This window comes from Paraburkholderia kirstenboschensis, assembly GCF_904848585.1.
Taxonomy (GTDB): domain Bacteria; phylum Pseudomonadota; class Gammaproteobacteria; order Burkholderiales; family Burkholderiaceae; genus Paraburkholderia; species Paraburkholderia kirstenboschensis.
In genome coordinates this window covers 215,246-229,857 of the sequence record NZ_CAJHCR010000005.1, presented here as the reverse complement: position 1 = coordinate 229,857, position 14,612 = coordinate 215,246, and the positions used below count along the sequence as shown (strand labels likewise).

12 protein-coding genes are annotated in these 14,612 nt (G+C 62.9%); 7 read left to right on the top strand and 5 right to left on the bottom strand.

Annotated features, from left to right (window positions below; translation table 11 throughout):
• Positions 1-313: 313 nt before the first annotated feature.
• The gene (locus JMY24_RS16470) at positions 314-2,647 is read left to right on the top strand and encodes a bifunctional diguanylate cyclase/phosphodiesterase (RefSeq protein WP_201702450.1); all 2,334 of its coding nucleotides are present in this window, start codon (positions 314-316) and stop codon (positions 2,645-2,647) included.
• 65 nt (positions 2,648-2,712) lie between these two features.
• On the opposite strand, the gene JMY24_RS16465 is transcribed toward JMY24_RS16470, so the two are convergent.
• Entirely contained in the window at positions 2,713-2,856 is a 144-nt protein-coding gene (locus tag JMY24_RS16465; RefSeq protein ID WP_164853758.1) for a hypothetical protein, read from the bottom strand.
• A 61-nt stretch (positions 2,857-2,917) separates the two neighbouring features.
• A complete protein-coding gene (locus JMY24_RS16460) occupies positions 2,918-3,208 on the bottom strand; it encodes a hypothetical protein (RefSeq protein ID WP_128591428.1) in 291 nt (96 codons plus the stop codon).
• Positions 3,209-3,537: 329 nt separating this feature from the next.
• Here JMY24_RS16460 and JMY24_RS16455 point away from each other — a divergent pair, with 329 nt between their 5' ends.
• Positions 3,538-4,644 carry a 4-oxalomesaconate tautomerase gene (locus tag JMY24_RS16455; protein WP_201702448.1) on the top strand — a complete coding sequence of 369 codons (1,107 nt, stop codon included), beginning with the start codon at positions 3,538-3,540 and terminating at the stop codon, positions 4,642-4,644.
• Between the two features lie 61 nt (positions 4,645-4,705).
• On the opposite strand, the gene JMY24_RS16450 is transcribed toward JMY24_RS16455, so the two are convergent.
• The gene (locus JMY24_RS16450) at positions 4,706-6,028 is read right to left on the bottom strand and encodes a LysR family transcriptional regulator (protein ID WP_193425478.1); all 1,323 of its coding nucleotides are present in this window, start codon (positions 6,026-6,028) and stop codon (positions 4,706-4,708) included.
• A complete protein-coding gene (locus tag JMY24_RS16445) occupies positions 6,025-6,726 on the bottom strand; it encodes a GntR family transcriptional regulator (RefSeq protein ID WP_201702441.1) in 702 nt (233 codons plus the stop codon). Before JMY24_RS16445 ends, JMY24_RS16450 begins: the two co-directional genes overlap by 4 nt.
• Positions 6,727-7,127: 401 nt before the next feature.
• On the opposite strand from JMY24_RS16445, the gene JMY24_RS16440 reads away from it, so the two are divergent.
• From JMY24_RS16440 to JMY24_RS16425, 4 genes are all read left to right on the top strand, one after another.
• Positions 7,128-7,973 (top strand): gallate dioxygenase, encoded by an 846-nt coding sequence (locus JMY24_RS16440; protein ID WP_128596536.1) that lies wholly within the window; start codon positions 7,128-7,130, stop codon positions 7,971-7,973.
• A complete protein-coding gene (locus JMY24_RS16435) occupies positions 7,970-8,329 on the top strand; it encodes a protocatechuate 3,4-dioxygenase (RefSeq protein WP_128596537.1) in 360 nt (119 codons plus the stop codon). The genes JMY24_RS16440 and JMY24_RS16435 overlap by 4 nt, the downstream gene beginning before the upstream one ends.
• A 108-nt stretch (positions 8,330-8,437) precedes the next feature.
• The gene (locus JMY24_RS16430) at positions 8,438-9,781 is read left to right on the top strand and encodes an MFS transporter (protein WP_128596538.1); all 1,344 of its coding nucleotides are present in this window, start codon (positions 8,438-8,440) and stop codon (positions 9,779-9,781) included.
• Between the two features lie 277 nt (positions 9,782-10,058).
• Complete coding sequence (locus JMY24_RS16425; RefSeq protein WP_128596539.1) at positions 10,059-11,534, top strand: alkaline phosphatase family protein; 1,476 nt, start codon at positions 10,059-10,061, stop codon at positions 11,532-11,534.
• Positions 11,535-11,579: 45 nt separating this feature from the next.
• Here the strand turns inward: JMY24_RS16425 and JMY24_RS16420 are convergent, their stop codons facing one another.
• Positions 11,580-13,946: a DNA polymerase II gene (locus tag JMY24_RS16420; RefSeq protein WP_128596540.1), complete on the bottom strand. Its 2,367-nt coding sequence runs from the start codon at positions 13,944-13,946 to the stop codon at positions 11,580-11,582.
• Positions 13,947-14,132: 186 nt separating this feature from the next.
• Here JMY24_RS16420 and JMY24_RS16415 point away from each other — a divergent pair, with 186 nt between their 5' ends.
• Positions 14,133-14,558: a PRC-barrel domain-containing protein gene (locus JMY24_RS16415; RefSeq protein ID WP_128596541.1), complete on the top strand. Its 426-nt coding sequence runs from the start codon at positions 14,133-14,135 to the stop codon at positions 14,556-14,558.
• The last annotated feature ends 54 nt before the right edge of the window (positions 14,559-14,612 follow it).

The following is a 14,612-nucleotide window of genomic DNA, read 5'->3' as shown; positions in this document are numbered from 1 at the left end:
ACTTCCTGGCCGTGTTAACGGCCGCTTCGTTCCCTGGATTGAGGCTCTTGCTCTTTCCTTTTTCTGCCGCCGTGCGCTTTCCACATACCAATTATTTCGTGTCGGAATTAATTTCCGAGGCTGCGGTATGATCGCCAGGGCCCGACGCATCGGGGGAGCGAAGCGTCGTGCGGCTCAATCGCCGCGTTGCACTCAGTCTGCGCGAGCCGGCCGTGTACTTATTTCCGGATATTTTTCGAAAGGCTCAACATTCCTCAGATGTTTGCCGATATACATGGATAGAGTGACCGGACCTGCCCCGTAGCCAATCCTTATGCTCCTTACTTCGCCGCCGCACTCATCCGATGCCAGTCTGCGCGAGCGCTTTCACCGGCGCTCGCTCGAACATCAGCGTCCGCTGTCGACCGTGACAATGGCGTTTACCGTCGTTGCGTTCCTCTCTCTGGTGGCGGCGCGCGGGTTCATCGGCGGACCGGCGGCGCCGCTTGCGTACCGCCTTGGTTGGGCACTCTTGCTGGCTTTGCTGGTGCTGGCCATCCCGCGCGCGAAGTCGACGTGGACCTTCGGTGCAATCGGCGTGGCGTTCTCACTCGCGCTCATTGGCGGACTGGCGCTGAACGTTGCGGGCTTGCAACAGCCACTGCTGTGGACGCTGCCGGCAATGGTCGTGATACCGGTTTGCGCCGCGCCGCTCTGGCTCACGCCGACGCATTTTTTCGTCGGCAGCGCGCTCTTCTATGCGACGGCAATCGCGCTGCTGCCCGGCGCGCCACGCACGGCCGACGTCGACATCGTCATGTGGATGTGGATCGCGGCGATCGGCATGCCGACTTCGGTCGTGTTTCATTTCGGCTTCTACCGGTTCCGGCGCAATCACTTCATGCTCGAAGACCAGTTGGCTCAACTGGCGGCCACCGATCCACTGACCGGTCTGCAAAACCGCCGGGCGTTCGTCGCCCAGGCGGAGCGGCGCCTCGCCGACGTGGCGCAGGGCGGGGAGGTTAGCGCGATCTTTCTGGACATCGACAACTTCAAGTCGCTGAACGACCGGTTCGGTCATGGGGTGGGCGATCTTGCGTTGCGCCAGGTCGCGCGGGTGCTGCTCGACGGAACCGCGGGCACCGACAGCGTGAGCCGGATCGGCGGCGAGGAATTCGCCATATTGCTGTGCGAGGACCTTGCCGGCGCGCTGCGCCTAGCCGAGCGGCTGCGCGGCGCGATTGCCGCGATCGAGCGCCCGGACGGCAATCTGACTGCAAGCTTCGGCGTGGCCGAGCACCGCAGCGGCGAAAGCATCATGGTGCTGCTCGACCGCGCCGATGAAGCGTTGCTGCGCGCCAAGCATTCGGGCAGGAATCGCGTGTGCTCTGAGCGTCCGCTGCCGGACGCACCGCTGCAATCGCTGATCGAGGACGCCTGCGGCGCGGCGGGCTCGACCGGCTCGCGGCATAGATGGGAAGACTATTACCTTACTTCGCATTTTCAGCCGCTTTTCAGCTTGTCGCATCAGAAGCAGGTCGGCTTCGAGGCGCTGCTGCGCGGCGAGCTGGACGACGGCACGCTGCTGCCGCCCGCGGTGCTGTTCGCGCCCAAGCCGTCCAACGACGAAGGCGTGCTCGACCGCGCGAGCCACGCGGTGCACCTTGCCAACGCGCGCGCGTCGCTGCCCGCCGACGGCTGGCTGTTCCTCAACATTCTGCCGGCCACGTTCGTCGCCGACGGCTATGCGGATGAACTGGCCGCCATCGTGCGAAGGGTGGGGCTTGCGCCGCAACAGGTGATTCTCGAAATTCTCGAGTCGCACGGCGGCAGTGTCGGCGAGATGTCGCGTGCGGCGGCGTTGTACCGCGAACACGGTTTCCTGATTGCCGTCGACGATTTCGGAGCCGGCCAGTCGAACCTCGACCGGCTGCTGCGCATCCGTCCGGATATCGTCAAGCTCGACGGCGAACTGATACGCGCGACGGGGCACGGCACCGAACAGCCGATTTTGCCCAAGCTCGTGTCGCTATTGCATCAAGCCGGCATGCTGGTGGTGGTGGAAGGCGTGGAAACGACCGAGGAGCTGATTCTCGCCGTCGAATCGAACGTGGACTTCGCGCAGGGCTATCTTCTCGGGCGGCCGGCAGCGCAGATCGCGCCGCCTGGCTCCGTGCATCTGCGAATCGACGATGCCTTCGACGTGATCGCGCAAGGCCGCGCGCATCAGCATGCGTTGTTCGAATCCGTAGTCGAGCCGTACCGCGTGGCGTTGCGCGAGGCTGCGGACGCGTTGCGTGCCGGCGTGGCCATGGATCGCGCGTTCTCTTCTCTGGCGACGTTCGAGCGTTGCGTGAGCTGCTTTATTCTCGACGCTTCCGGACGCCAGCTCGGTCCCGAAGTGCCGGGCCCGGCGTGGAGCATGGAAGGTGCTTCGCTGCATCCGGTGGCGAATCCGCGCGACGCGCGCTGGGATCATCGGCCGTACTATCGCAATGCCGTGCTGTTGCCAGGCGTTGCGATCGCCAGTAATCCGTATCTTTCGCTGGCGAGCGGTAGGCCGTGCATCGCGGTGACGCTCGCTGCACAGTTCGCGGATGAGCGTTCGGTGATCGGCGTCGAACTGGATTGGTCGGCGCAAGGGTTGCCGTGGCCGGCGAGGGATTGACGGAACTCAACCGGCGCCGTGCGCCGATTGTTCACCGCAATACATCGAGCCGCCCCGCGGAGCCCTTATTCGGCGATTGAAAAGCGCGCCGGACGGCTTTGCGTCGACTTCCTGGGACGCTCGATGCGCGCAGTGGCGCCGCGGATGAACAGCACCGCGCAGAACGCGACCATTGCCCAGATGCAGAGAATTACCGTCAAAGCGCTCATTTCTTGTCTCGAAGATTGGAAACTGCGGTTATTGCTGTTGGCCTTGCTTTATTGCGGGCCGTCAGTGCATCGTGGGTTGGTCGGCGCCGCCGGAAACGAGTTCGTCGATCAGACGCGTGGTCAGACCCAATTGCTGTTCTAGCGACGCGCGCGCTGCGTGTGCCGCTGCCTCATCGCCGCGCGCCGCAGCATTGTACGTCTGCGTTGCGAGGCGCAACACATTCTGCGAAGCAATGTGCAGGCCGTGCATGGTTTGCGCGTCGGCGTCGGGCGCAGGGTTGGTCCATTCGGCCGTTCCCGGCTCGGGCTGGTTTTCGTCGAACGGGCGATTCTGGCGATGACGGGAAGACATCTGAGGCTCCTGACGCAATTGGCACGACGTCAGTGTGCGCCGGGGGTCCGAGCTTCAATTGGTCGAATAGAAGGCGGTTTTGAAGCCAATCCCCGGCGATGGGCAAAAGCACGCTTTTCGTATGGAGAAAGCGGTTTCAGATGTGCGCTGCGTCAACGCATTGCCGCGCGGTTCGGCGTCCGCCATTTCAAGCCGCTTGCAACGCGGCGCGGATCGCCGGCAGGCACAGCCGATAAACAGATTAGATGGAATTGCGTGCCGCTTTAGGTGCTTTGCCTGTGCCATCGAAAACTACAATGGGAGCCGCCCATTAGCGATGGAGACCCGCGATGTCCAGTCGCACCCAGACCCGCATTCCCTGCATGATGATTCGCGGCGGCACGTCCAAAGGCGCGTTTTTCATGGCGTCCGACTTGCCCGCCGAGCCCGCCGAACGCGACCGTGTGCTGCTCGCCGTGATGGGTTCGCCCGACCCGCGGCAGATCGACGGTATCGGCGGTGCGGACCCGCTGACCAGCAAGGTCGCGATCGTTTCTCCATCGTCGCGCGAGGACGCCGACGTCGATTATCTGTTTGCGCAAGTCGTCGTCAACGAGGCGCGCGTCGATTTTGGCCAGAACTGCGGCAACATTCTGGCGGGAGTCGGCCCGTACGCGATTGAACGCGGACTCGTCAACGCGGAAGACGGCAGCACGCGCGTGGCCATTCACATGGTCAACACCGGGCAGATCGCGGTCGCGACCGTCAGCACGCCGGGCTTTCGCGTGACGTATGAAGGCGACGCGCGCATCGACGGCGTGCCGGGCGGCGCCGCGCCGATTCCGCTCGAGTTCCGGGACACGGCCGGCTCGACATGCGGCGCGCTGCTGCCGACCGGGCAACTCAAGGACACGGTAGAAGGCGTCGAACTCACGTGCATCGACAACGGCATGCCGCTCGTCCTGATGCGAGCGCGCGACCTGCAACGCACCGGTTACGAAACGCGCGAGGAACTCGACGCAGACGACGAACTCAAGGCGCGCATCGAAAAGATCCGCCTTGCCGTGGGTCCGATGATGAACCTTGGCGACGTCAGCGCGCGCACGGTGCCGAAGATGTGCCTCGTCGCGGAACCGCGCAACGGCGGCACGGTTTCCACACGCAGTTTTATTCCGCACCGCTGCCATGCATCGATTGGTGTGCTTGGCGCGGTCAGCGTGGCGACGGCGGCGGTGTTGCCCGGCACGGTGTGCGACGGCATTGCGGAGGTGGAACCTGAGGGCACGCGCAAACGGGTTTCCGTCGAGCATCCGACCGGCGAGTTCACCGTCGAACTCACGCTCGGCGGCGAGCCCGATCGGCCCGAGGTGCTGAGCGCGGCGTTGCTGCGGACCGCGCGCTGGCTGTTTGACGGTGTGGTCGGCATTCCGCCCTCCGTATGGGAGCCGCGGGGCTAGCAACGACTTTGAACGTGGTCCTCGCCGCAGGCCGTGACGGGGCCGTCACCGCAAGCCGCCGCTAACTTGCCGCGACACTGACTGTGCGTGTGACGTCGACCACCGACAGACGAATCGCGTCGATCAGCGCCCGAGCCGCCGGTGAGGGCGTACCCGCGGCGCGCATGGTCAGCCCGATATCGCGCCGGGTGTTGTGCAGCGGCACTTTGAGCACAGCGAGTTGCCCCGCTTGTACCTCGTAGTGCAACTGCTGCGCGGACAGCGCCGCCACCATGTCGGTGCCTAGCAGCAGGCCGCGAATCACCGCGAGGTCGGCGGTTTCGACCGTGGGCATGGGCGGTTTGATTTTCATCCGCTTGAACTGGGCTTCGAATAGTGCTCGCGCGGGCGCATGACTGCGCGGCAAGATCCACTGCACGTCACGCAAATCCGCGATGCTCGGCTCATGAGCGCGCGTGAGCGGATGATCGCGCCGCACGAGAAGCACCATGTCTTCCGACATCAAGCGCTCGTTCCTCAGGCCGCTCGTCGAGTCGTTCTCGCGCAGCGCGCCGAGAATGAAGTCGATGTCGCCCGCTCTCAATCCCGCCACCAGCGCTTCATACGCGCTTTCATCGGTGACCACGCGCACGCCCGGATTGTCCGCGCTCATCTTCGCGATGGCTTTGGGGAGGATCAGCGTGCGCCCCAGCGGCAGCGCGCCGACCGTTACTGCGCCCCGAATATTGCCGCGCAGTGCGGCGATATCGTCGGGTACGTGGCGCAATTCGTTCAACGCGCGCCGCACATGCAGCAGAAACGTTTCGCCTTCGGCAGTGAGCAGAATGCCGCGCGGGCTCCGGTGAAAAAGGCTCAGGCCCGAGCCGCTTTCGAGCACGCGGATCGCGGTGCTCACAGCGGGCTGACTGATACCGAATGTTTTGGCCGCGCTCGGCATATGACGGTGCCGTGCCAGCGCGACGAAAATCTGCAGCCGCCGTGTGTTCAGCAGATAGGCGGGCAATGCGCCTTCGGCAGCAGGGCGGCGGCGTGCCTGCCGCGCAGAGCACCATTGCGCGAGTTCTTCGAGCTCTGCGAAGATCCGTTCGCAGCGAAGCAGCACCGCCCGGCCAACGGGTGTGGGCAGCATGCCCGAAGGACCGCGATCGAATAGAGGTTCTCCAACTGCCGACTCGAGTTCCTGAACCGAGCGCGTGACCGCCGATTGGGCGCGGAACAGCGCGGCGGCCGCACGCGTTGCACTGCCCCTATCCGCGACGAGGCGGAATGCGCGCAATTGCGCGAGGTTGAGCATTTCTTTGCTGCTTGCGGGGGGCGTGGCCTTCGCAGGCGCTTGCCCGGGCGCCTGGTTTCTAACGGCAGCGAGCGATGCGTCGCGCGTCATGCGGCGCCCGCGATCAGATGCAATGCCGGCAGGGACAGGTTCAGGCTTTCCTTCGATATGTGCGTGTGCTCTTTCATCAATGCTTCCACGCGCGCGCCTTCGCCTTTCTTCAACGCGTCCGCAATCGCGTGGTGCTGGCGGTGCGCATACATCAGCATCATGAACTGACGCTCGCGCGCGGCTTCGTCGAATGCGATGGTGGAGGGCGAGACGAACGGAATCTTGTCGTTCAAACTCAACGCGGCGCTAACCGCCGTGTTCTGCGCTGCCTCGATGATGAGCGAGTGAAAGCGCCCATTCATCGCCGCATAACGCACGTCGTCGCCGGGTTGAAGGTGGCCGTTGCCAAAGATGTCGTCGCCTTCGCGCAGGCAGTCGTCGAGCGCGGCGGCGAGCGCCGTGCCCACGCCGCTCTCGGCCACCGAGCGCGCGGCGAGACCTTCTAGCACGCCGCGCACGTCGATTGCGTTCAGCACGTCGCGTACGCTGAAGCGGCGCACCACATAGCCGCGCGCGCCCGAGCGATCGAGCAGTCCTTCCGAAGACAGCACGCTTAGCGCATAACGCAGCGGCGTACGTGATACACCGAGCCATTGCGCGAGTTGCGCTTCGACGAGGCGTTGGCCGGGCGACAGTTCGCCTGCCAGAATTCTCTCGCGTAAGGTCTGAACAATAGCCTGCTGTGTCGTTTCGTTCATCGTCATCTGCTCATTGGACGTCGTCCAGTATAGCCACGCAAAAGCCGAGGCACCACGCCTGGAAAACGGACTTGCGAGTTGGTTTCGTAGGCATCTGTTCTGTTTATTGGCAGCTGCGCGAAAAACTCGCGTGAAGATGCGGCGCATTCCGACTCGGGATACCAAGCTATGCCGGCAGAGTACGGTTTTCCGGGCTGGCGCGAGATACGGAAAGTCAGGAATGCCCTTGGTAAAAACGACGATTTTCCCGCTAACCGCGGTTTACCCGTACTTCCTAACAAGCCCCACAATTCCTATTTTGGTATCCCAAGCCGGTTGCGAGGACGGTTTCCAGACTTCCCGCAACCTATCCGATTGGCGCGCAGCAATCGCGCAGCACGAAGCGACGGAAGACAAACGAAATGGCAAGAATCATCGGTGGAATCGGCACCTCGCATGTGCCGACTATCGGCATGGCGTACGACAAGGGTAAGCAGAACGATCCCGCATGGGCGCCGCTTTTCAAGGGCTACGAGCCGGTCGCGAACTGGCTCGCCGAACGCAAGCCGGACGCTATGGTGATGTTCTACAACGACCACGCGAACAGCTTCTTCTTCGACTGTTACCCGACGTTTGCTTTGGGCGTGTCGGCCAATCATGAATTCGCGGACGAGGGCGCGGGCAAGCGTCCGCTTCCGGATATCGCAGGCCACCCCGAGCTTGCGATCCACATTGCCGAGCAACTGGTGAACGACGAGTTCGACCTCACCATCTTTCAGGACCGTCCGCTCGATCACGGCTGCAATTCGCCTCTTTCGCTGATGCTGCCTCACGCCGGCGGCTGGCCGCTTGCGCTCGTGCCTGTCGAAGTCAACGTGCTGCAGTATCCGCTGCCGACCGCGAACCGCTGCTATCGCCTCGGCCAGGCATTGCGCCGCGCGATCGAGTCGTATGAAGAAGATCTCGACGTCGTGGTGGTCGGCACGGGCGGCCTTTCGCACCAGGTTCATGGCGAGCGCAGCGGCTTCAACAATACGGAGTGGGACATGGAGTTCCTCGACCTGATCGTTCACGAACCGCAACGTCTTGCCGCGATGAAGCATGTCGATTACGTGCGCCTCGGTGGCGCGGAAAGCGTCGAAACGATCATGTGGCTCGCCATGCGCGGCGCGCTCGGTCCGAAGGTGCGCGAGTTGCATCGCAATTACTACCTTGCAACGAGCACCGCAATGGCCGTGACGATTTACGAAGACGAGGTGGCGCAATGAATCCGCAACTGATTGGCGTCGAAGAACTGACGGGCACGTATCCGTTCGATATTCGCCAGAGCATCAAGGCGATGCGCCTGAACCGCTTCTTCTGGCAGATGCGCGAAGCGCCGGCTCGCGCACTGTGGCTTGAAAATCGTCAGGCGGCTTACGACGCAGCGGGTCTCACGCCGCAAGAGCGCGCGCTTGTCGACAACGCCGACTGGATCGGCCTGATCCGCTACGGCGTGTGCTTCTTCGTGCTGGAGAAATTCGCGCGCGTGGTGAAGATCACCAACCTGGGCATGTACGCAAGCATGCGAGGCGAAACCCTCGAAGCGTTTCTGAAGACGCGCAAGGTGCCCGAAGCGGTCTAGCGCGCAGCACCTGAGCCGCGCGCTGGCGGCTTCTCCACTTCGATGCCAGAACATAACCCGGCTTCCACAGAAAGCCGGGACGGGAAACTATTTTCTTCGGAGACATGCATGAAATCTGCAGACTCAGTCGACATCAAGGCGTTTATCGACGCACGAAGGGTGTCGCCCTACCAATGGCTCGTCCTCGTTCTGTGTTTTCTGATCGTCATGATGGACGGCTTGGACACGGCCGTGATGGGCTTCGTTGCGCCCGTCGTCATGCATGACTGGCATGTGAGCCGCACCGCGTTCGGTCCGGTGATGAGCGCTGCAATGGTCGGCCTCGCGGTCGGCGCTTTGGCTGCGGGTCCTGTTGCCGATCGCATCGGACGCAAGAAGGTGCTGATCGCTTCGGTGTTCTGCTTCGGCTTTTTCAGCCTGATTTGCGCATTTGCCGAGACGCCCGTGCAACTTGTCGCGCTGCGTTTTCTCACGGGCCTTGGCCTCGGCGCCGCCATGCCGAACTCGACGACGCTGCTTTCCGAATATGTGCCGTCGCGCAACCGGTCGCTGCTGCTCACGATCATGTTCACGGGCTTCAATTTCGGCTCCGGCGCGGGCGGCTTCGTCGCGGCTTCGCTGATTCCGCACTACGGCTGGCGCGCGGTGTTCATGTTCGGCGGGATTCTGCCGATTGTGAGCGTGCCGCTACTGCTGTGGCTGCTGCCTGAATCCGCGCGTCTGATGCTGGTGCGCAAGATGCCCACCGAACGTATCGCGGCGACACTTGGGCGCGTATGCGGCCACGAGTTCAGCAAGGACGTGCGCTTCACGGCGCCTGAGCCGGTGGTCGCGGCCAAGGCGCCGGTGCGGATGCTGTTCGCCGACGGCTACGCGTTCAGCACGCTGATGCTGTGGCTTACCTACTTCATGGGACTCCTGATCATTTATCTGCTGACCGGCTGGCTGCCGACGCTGATCAAGGACGCCGGCTTTCCAGTCGAACGTGCGGCCGCGATCACCGGCATGTTCCAGTTGGGCGGCACTGTCGGCGCCGTGGCGGTGGGCTTCGCGATGGACCGTCTGGACCGCAACGGCGTGATCGGCGCGGCTTATCTGCTGGGCGGCGTGTTCATCTTCGCGCTTGGCATGGGGACGCTCAAATCGGGCCTGCTGCCGGTTCTCGTCACGTGTGCGGGTTTTTTCATGAGCGGCGCGCAGACCGGCTTGAACGCGCTTGCGCCGAGCTGCTATCCGACTCGCGCACGGGCGACCGGCGTGAGCTGGATGCTGGGGTTCGGGCGCCTGGGCGGGATTCTCGGCTCGCTCATGGGCGGTGCGCTGCTTTCGCTCGGATTCAGCTTTCAGGTGGTGTTCTCGGTGCTGGCGGTGCCCGCGATCATCGCGGCCGTTGCGATCGTGATGAACCGGCTCGCGCTGCGCTTTATCAGCAGTCCGGTTGTCGACGCATAAAGCCTGAGCTTGCAGCGTTGAGAATGCTTGCGGCCGGCCGGCGGTTCCGGTAGTGCCGCATCTCCCGCGTCTGCCGCGGCGTGGGCATGGTTCACCGCTTGTGATTGCTGACCTGGCTCGGTTGCTGTGCGAGAAGCCGGGCTGCATCGTCAAACTGGCCTCCCTTATTTCGCGGAACGGTAATTGCTCCCTCGTTGCACGAAATCGCCCGGTGGTAAAAATCCGCCACGCGAATTCTTTCGCGAAAACAGCAAGCAGCCAACAAAGGGAGACGATCATGACGACCAGGCCAACCAATCCGCCCGATGCGGCCCGCCGCAAGGTTCTTGCCGCGCTGGCAGGCTCAATCGCACTGTCGGCGTGTGGAGGAGGCGGTGGAGGCGGTAGCAACGGCGGCTCGGGCTCCGGAGGACCGCCAGCCGTCGGCACGATTCCTCCGGGCCGTGCGAATCTGCCGCGTACCGCGCTACCCGATCCGGCTACCTCGGGCATCGATCACGTAGTGCTCGTCACGATGGAAAATCGCTCGTTCGACCATCTGCTAGGCTGGGTGCCCAATGCCGAAACTGCACAGAGCGGTCGAAACTTCAAAGATGCATTCGGTGAAACTCACACGCCGTTCTCGCTCCCCTCGAATCCCGCCTATGGCTTCCAGGCCTGCTCGTTCGCCGACCCGAATCACTCATACGACGCCGGACGCGTTCATCTTGCCAATGGCGCAATGAATGGCTTCCTGCTCACGGCCGGCACGAGCCTCATGCGCGGCGACCTGTTGCCGATTGGCTATTTCCAGGCAGCGGACCTCGAGTTCTATCGCGGCGCGGTACCGCAGTACACCGTCTGCGACTACTATATGAGCGGCATTCTGGCCGACACTTATCCGAACCGTGTGTATCTGCACAGCGGCGAAACAGACCGCTTGTCGGACACGCTCGACACGTCGACGCTGCCGACCATCTGGGACCGCCTGGACGCGAAAAACGTTTCGTCCACCTACTACTTCCATGACGTGCCGTTCACGGCGCTCTACGGTACGCGCTACGTGGGCCGCTCGAAGCTCTTCGCCAACTTTCTCTCCGACGCGGCGGCGGGCACCTTGCCATCGTTCTGCATGGTCGACCCCAGCTTTGGCGGCGAGGCGCAGGGCACGTCGAACGACGACCATCCTCATGCCGACGTGCGCAACGGCCAGGTGCTGCTCGGCCAGATCTACGATGCGCTACGCACCAGCCCCAACTGGAGCAGGACGCTGATGATCATCGTGTATGACGAGTGGGGCGGTTTCATGGAGCATGTCGCGCCGCCCGTGAAGCCGGTGTCCACCGCCGAGGCCGCACTCGGCAACGACGGCCGGCTCGGTTTTCGCGTGCCCTGCATGCTGCTCGGACCGCGTGTGCGCGCCAACTACGTGTCGCGCTATCCGTTCGACCCAAGCTCCATTCACCAGTTGCTCGCGTGGCGCTTCGGTCTCGATCCGCTTGGCGTGCGTGCGAGCGATTCGACAACCTTCAACATGGCATATGCACTCGACTTTACCGACGCGCCGCGCACCGACGCGCCGGCTATCGCGGTGACGCAAGGCACCTTCGGCTCGGCCTGCTCGAATCTATCGACGGCTACTTCGGGCGCGAGCGGCATCGCGCAACTCGACAAGAGCCAGGCCGTGCCGAATACCGCAATCAGTGCGCCGGGTGGCCGTTTTGCCGAGTTGCGGACCAAAGCGGACGCGCTCGGCTTTCCGGCGCCGAAGTAAGCCTCAATGATATGGCTTGCCCCGCTTTACGCTGCTGGCGCCGCGTCAGAACAACTGTTTCTGCCCGGACGTCAGCCGCGTAAAGTCGTCGCGCAGCAGCGGCAAGATTGCGTCTGCGACAGGCTGCAATTGACGCGTCAGATAGTGCTCGTAGTCGATGGCCGAGCGTAGCGTTTCGAGCGGCTCGGGTCCGGCAATCGTAATCACGTAGCTGATCCAGCCGCCGTTCTGATATTGCAGCGGACGTCCTTGCCGCCGGTTGAACTCGTCGGCGACACGCGCTGCGCGCACGTGAGGCGGCACGTTGCGCTCGTAGTCGCCGAGCGGCCGGCGCAGGCGCTTGCGATAGACGAGCTGATCGTCGAGCTTGCCTGCGAGCGTATCGCGCACATAGTCGCGCACGTAGTCCTGATAAGGCTGCTGTGTGAAGATGCGCCGATAGAGCTCCTGCTGAAACTGCTGCGCGAGCGGCGTCCAGTCAGTGCGCACCGTTTCGAGCCCTTTGTAGACGATCTCTTCGCTACCGTCCGGCAAAACGGTGAGCCCTGCGTAGCGCTTCTTGCTGCCTTCTTCCGCGCCCCGAATGGTCGGCATGAAGAACCGCCGGTAATGCCGCTCGAACTGCAATTCGAGTGCGCTCTCGAGCCCGAAACGCCGTTGCAGATCTTGCCGCCACCATGCGTTGATATGGTCGACAAGCGCTCGTCCAATGAGGCTCGCTTCTTCTTCGCCGTGCGCGTGCTTGAGCCAGACGAAGGTCGAATCCGTATCGCCGTAGATGACTTCATAACCTTCGGCCTGAATCAGCTCGCGCGTGCGGTGCATGATTTCGTGACCGCGCATCGTGATCGACGACGCAAGCCGCGGGTCGAAAAAGCGGCAACCGGTCGAGCCGAGCACGCCGTAAAACGCATTCATGATGATCTTCAGTGCTTGCGAGAGTGGCTTGTTCTGCTCGCGCTTCGCTGTCTCGCGGCCTTGCCATACCTGGCTCACAATCGACGGCAGGCAATGGCGCGTGCGGGAGAAGCGGGCGCCGAGAAAGCCCGGCACCGATTGATCTTCGCCGGGATTGAGCATGCCTTCTACCAGCCCGACGGGGTCGATCAGAAACGTACGAATGATCGACGGGTACAGGCTCTTGTAATCGAGCACCAGCACCGAATCGTAAAGGCCGGGGCGCGAGTCCATGACGAATCCGCCGGGACTCGCGGCGCCGGCCACGTCGCCGAGATTGGGGGCGACGTAGCCTTGCCGATGCATTCGCGGCATATACAGATGCGTGAACGCCGCCACCGAACCGCCGCTGCGATCGGCAGGCAGGCCGGTAACGGTGGCGCGTTCCAGCAGAAACGGCAGCAGTTCGGTCCTGGCGAAGATGCGCGTGACGAGCTCGCAATCCTTCAGGTTGTACCGGGCGAGCGCGGGCTTGTCTTCGTCGAAGCGGCGCTGGATCTCATCCATGCGCTGATACGGATTGTCGATAGCTTTGCCTTCGCCCAGCACGGCGCGCGAAACGTGTTCGAGGCTAAACGACGGGAAGCTCCATGTCGCGGAGCGTAGTGCCTCGATGCCGTCGATGATCAGTCGCCCAGCGGCGCCCGCGAAATAATGGTTCTGCTTGAGGCCGTGTTCGCGCCATTCCATCGCCGCGCCACCACGTCCGAGCCGAAGCGGCACGCGGTATTGTTCGGCATGCTGCTGCAGCACACGCAAATCGAACTGCACGAGATTCCACCCGATAATCGCATCGGGATCGTGCCGCTCCATCCACGTGTTCAGCTTTTCGAGCAACTGTGCGCGCGTTTCGCAGTATTCAAGGTCGAAGTCGAGCTCACTGGCGTCGCCGTTCGGCGGCCCGAGCATGTACACCTGGCGCTGCCCGCAACCTTCGAGTGCGATCGAGTAGAGTTCGGCGTGGACGCTCGTTTCAATGTCGAGCGACACGAGTCTCAATGAAGGACGATAGTCCGCTGCCGGTTTCAACTCGCCATTCACGAGCGCGCCGTCGCGCTCGATGTCGCCGCTGAACACGACCGGCGCGGTGATGAAACGCTCCATCATGTAGCGCTCGGGCGGAAAGATGTCGGCTTCATAGACATCTACGCCGCCTTGTTTCAGGCGCTTTTCGAAGCCGGTCAACTGACGATATTGCGGACAGTACAGTCCCATCACGGGCCGATGGTGAAAGTCGCGCAATTCCAGTGACCTCAGATCGAGCGGCGCTTCGCGGCGCAGAATGGTTTCGGCGCGTTCGCGCTGTTCAGCGGGAATGAATGCAACCGATGTTTGATGGCGCAGACGGATATGACGAGGCCCGCCGTCTGTTGCCAGCCAGAAATCGACTTCGGTGCCGGCGGGTGTGTCCCGCCAATGCCGCGTCAAGATGAAACCCTGCTCAAGCTCAGTCAAACTCACCACCTCGGTAACGGCGCGTTATCACCCGATGCGATTTTACCGCCCTGTCCGCGCAGCGTGCTTCGCGCTTATGTCACCCAGCATGCAGCTCCGCGTCGTAGCCGGTATGATGCTTTTGCAGCGTTTCTTTCGGCGCGGTTATGCGCCGGTCAAATCGTCTAAAAAAACGGAGTAAATAGAATGACTTTGGGCAAACTTCTGGTGGCCGTCGCGGTAGCTGCAACGAGCTTTGGCGCGCAGGCGCAAGTCGCCGGCACGCAACCTCTGAGTGTCACCGTCGAGCAGTCCAATGCGCTGCTGAACGGCTGGAGTGTGAAGAAGAGCATTCTCGGCAAAGCTGTGTACAACGACCAGAACGAGAAGATCGGCTCGATTCGCGATCTCGTGGTTGCACCGGACGGCTCGCTTTCCGCTGCAATCGTCGCTGCGGGCGGCTTCCTGGGCGTTGCGTCGCATGACGTGGCGGTGCCCATTGCGGCACTCGACATTCGCTCGGGGAATTTCTATCTGGCCGGCGCGACGAAGGCAGCCTTGAAGGCAACGCCGGAATTCCAGTACAGCAAGGTTCAGGCACCGGCCAAGCCGAAGAAACTGTCGACGCAGTGATGCCGCTGGCGGCGGATTCGTGGGCTCCAATGGAGGTCCGGCTCGAAGCCCGAT

Coding starts and splice junctions, on each gene's coding strand:
- JMY24_RS16470 (WP_201702450.1), top strand. CDS start 314: ATGCTCCTTACTTCGCCGCCGCACTCATCCGATGCCAGTCTGCGCGAG.
- JMY24_RS16465 (WP_164853758.1), bottom strand. CDS start 2,856: ATGAGCGCTTTGACGGTAATTCTCTGCATCTGGGCAATGGTCGCGTTC.
- JMY24_RS16460 (WP_128591428.1), bottom strand. CDS start 3,208: ATGTCTTCCCGTCATCGCCAGAATCGCCCGTTCGACGAAAACCAGCCC.
- JMY24_RS16455 (WP_201702448.1), top strand. CDS start 3,538: ATGTCCAGTCGCACCCAGACCCGCATTCCCTGCATGATGATTCGCGGC.
- JMY24_RS16450 (WP_193425478.1), bottom strand. CDS start 6,028: ATGACGCGCGACGCATCGCTCGCTGCCGTTAGAAACCAGGCGCCCGGG.
- JMY24_RS16445 (WP_201702441.1), bottom strand. CDS start 6,726: ATGAACGAAACGACACAGCAGGCTATTGTTCAGACCTTACGCGAGAGA.
- JMY24_RS16440 (WP_128596536.1), top strand. CDS start 7,128: ATGGCAAGAATCATCGGTGGAATCGGCACCTCGCATGTGCCGACTATC.
- JMY24_RS16435 (WP_128596537.1), top strand. CDS start 7,970: ATGAATCCGCAACTGATTGGCGTCGAAGAACTGACGGGCACGTATCCG.
- JMY24_RS16430 (WP_128596538.1), top strand. CDS start 8,438: ATGAAATCTGCAGACTCAGTCGACATCAAGGCGTTTATCGACGCACGA.
- JMY24_RS16425 (WP_128596539.1), top strand. CDS start 10,059: ATGACGACCAGGCCAACCAATCCGCCCGATGCGGCCCGCCGCAAGGTT.
- JMY24_RS16415 (WP_128596541.1), top strand. CDS start 14,133: ATGACTTTGGGCAAACTTCTGGTGGCCGTCGCGGTAGCTGCAACGAGC.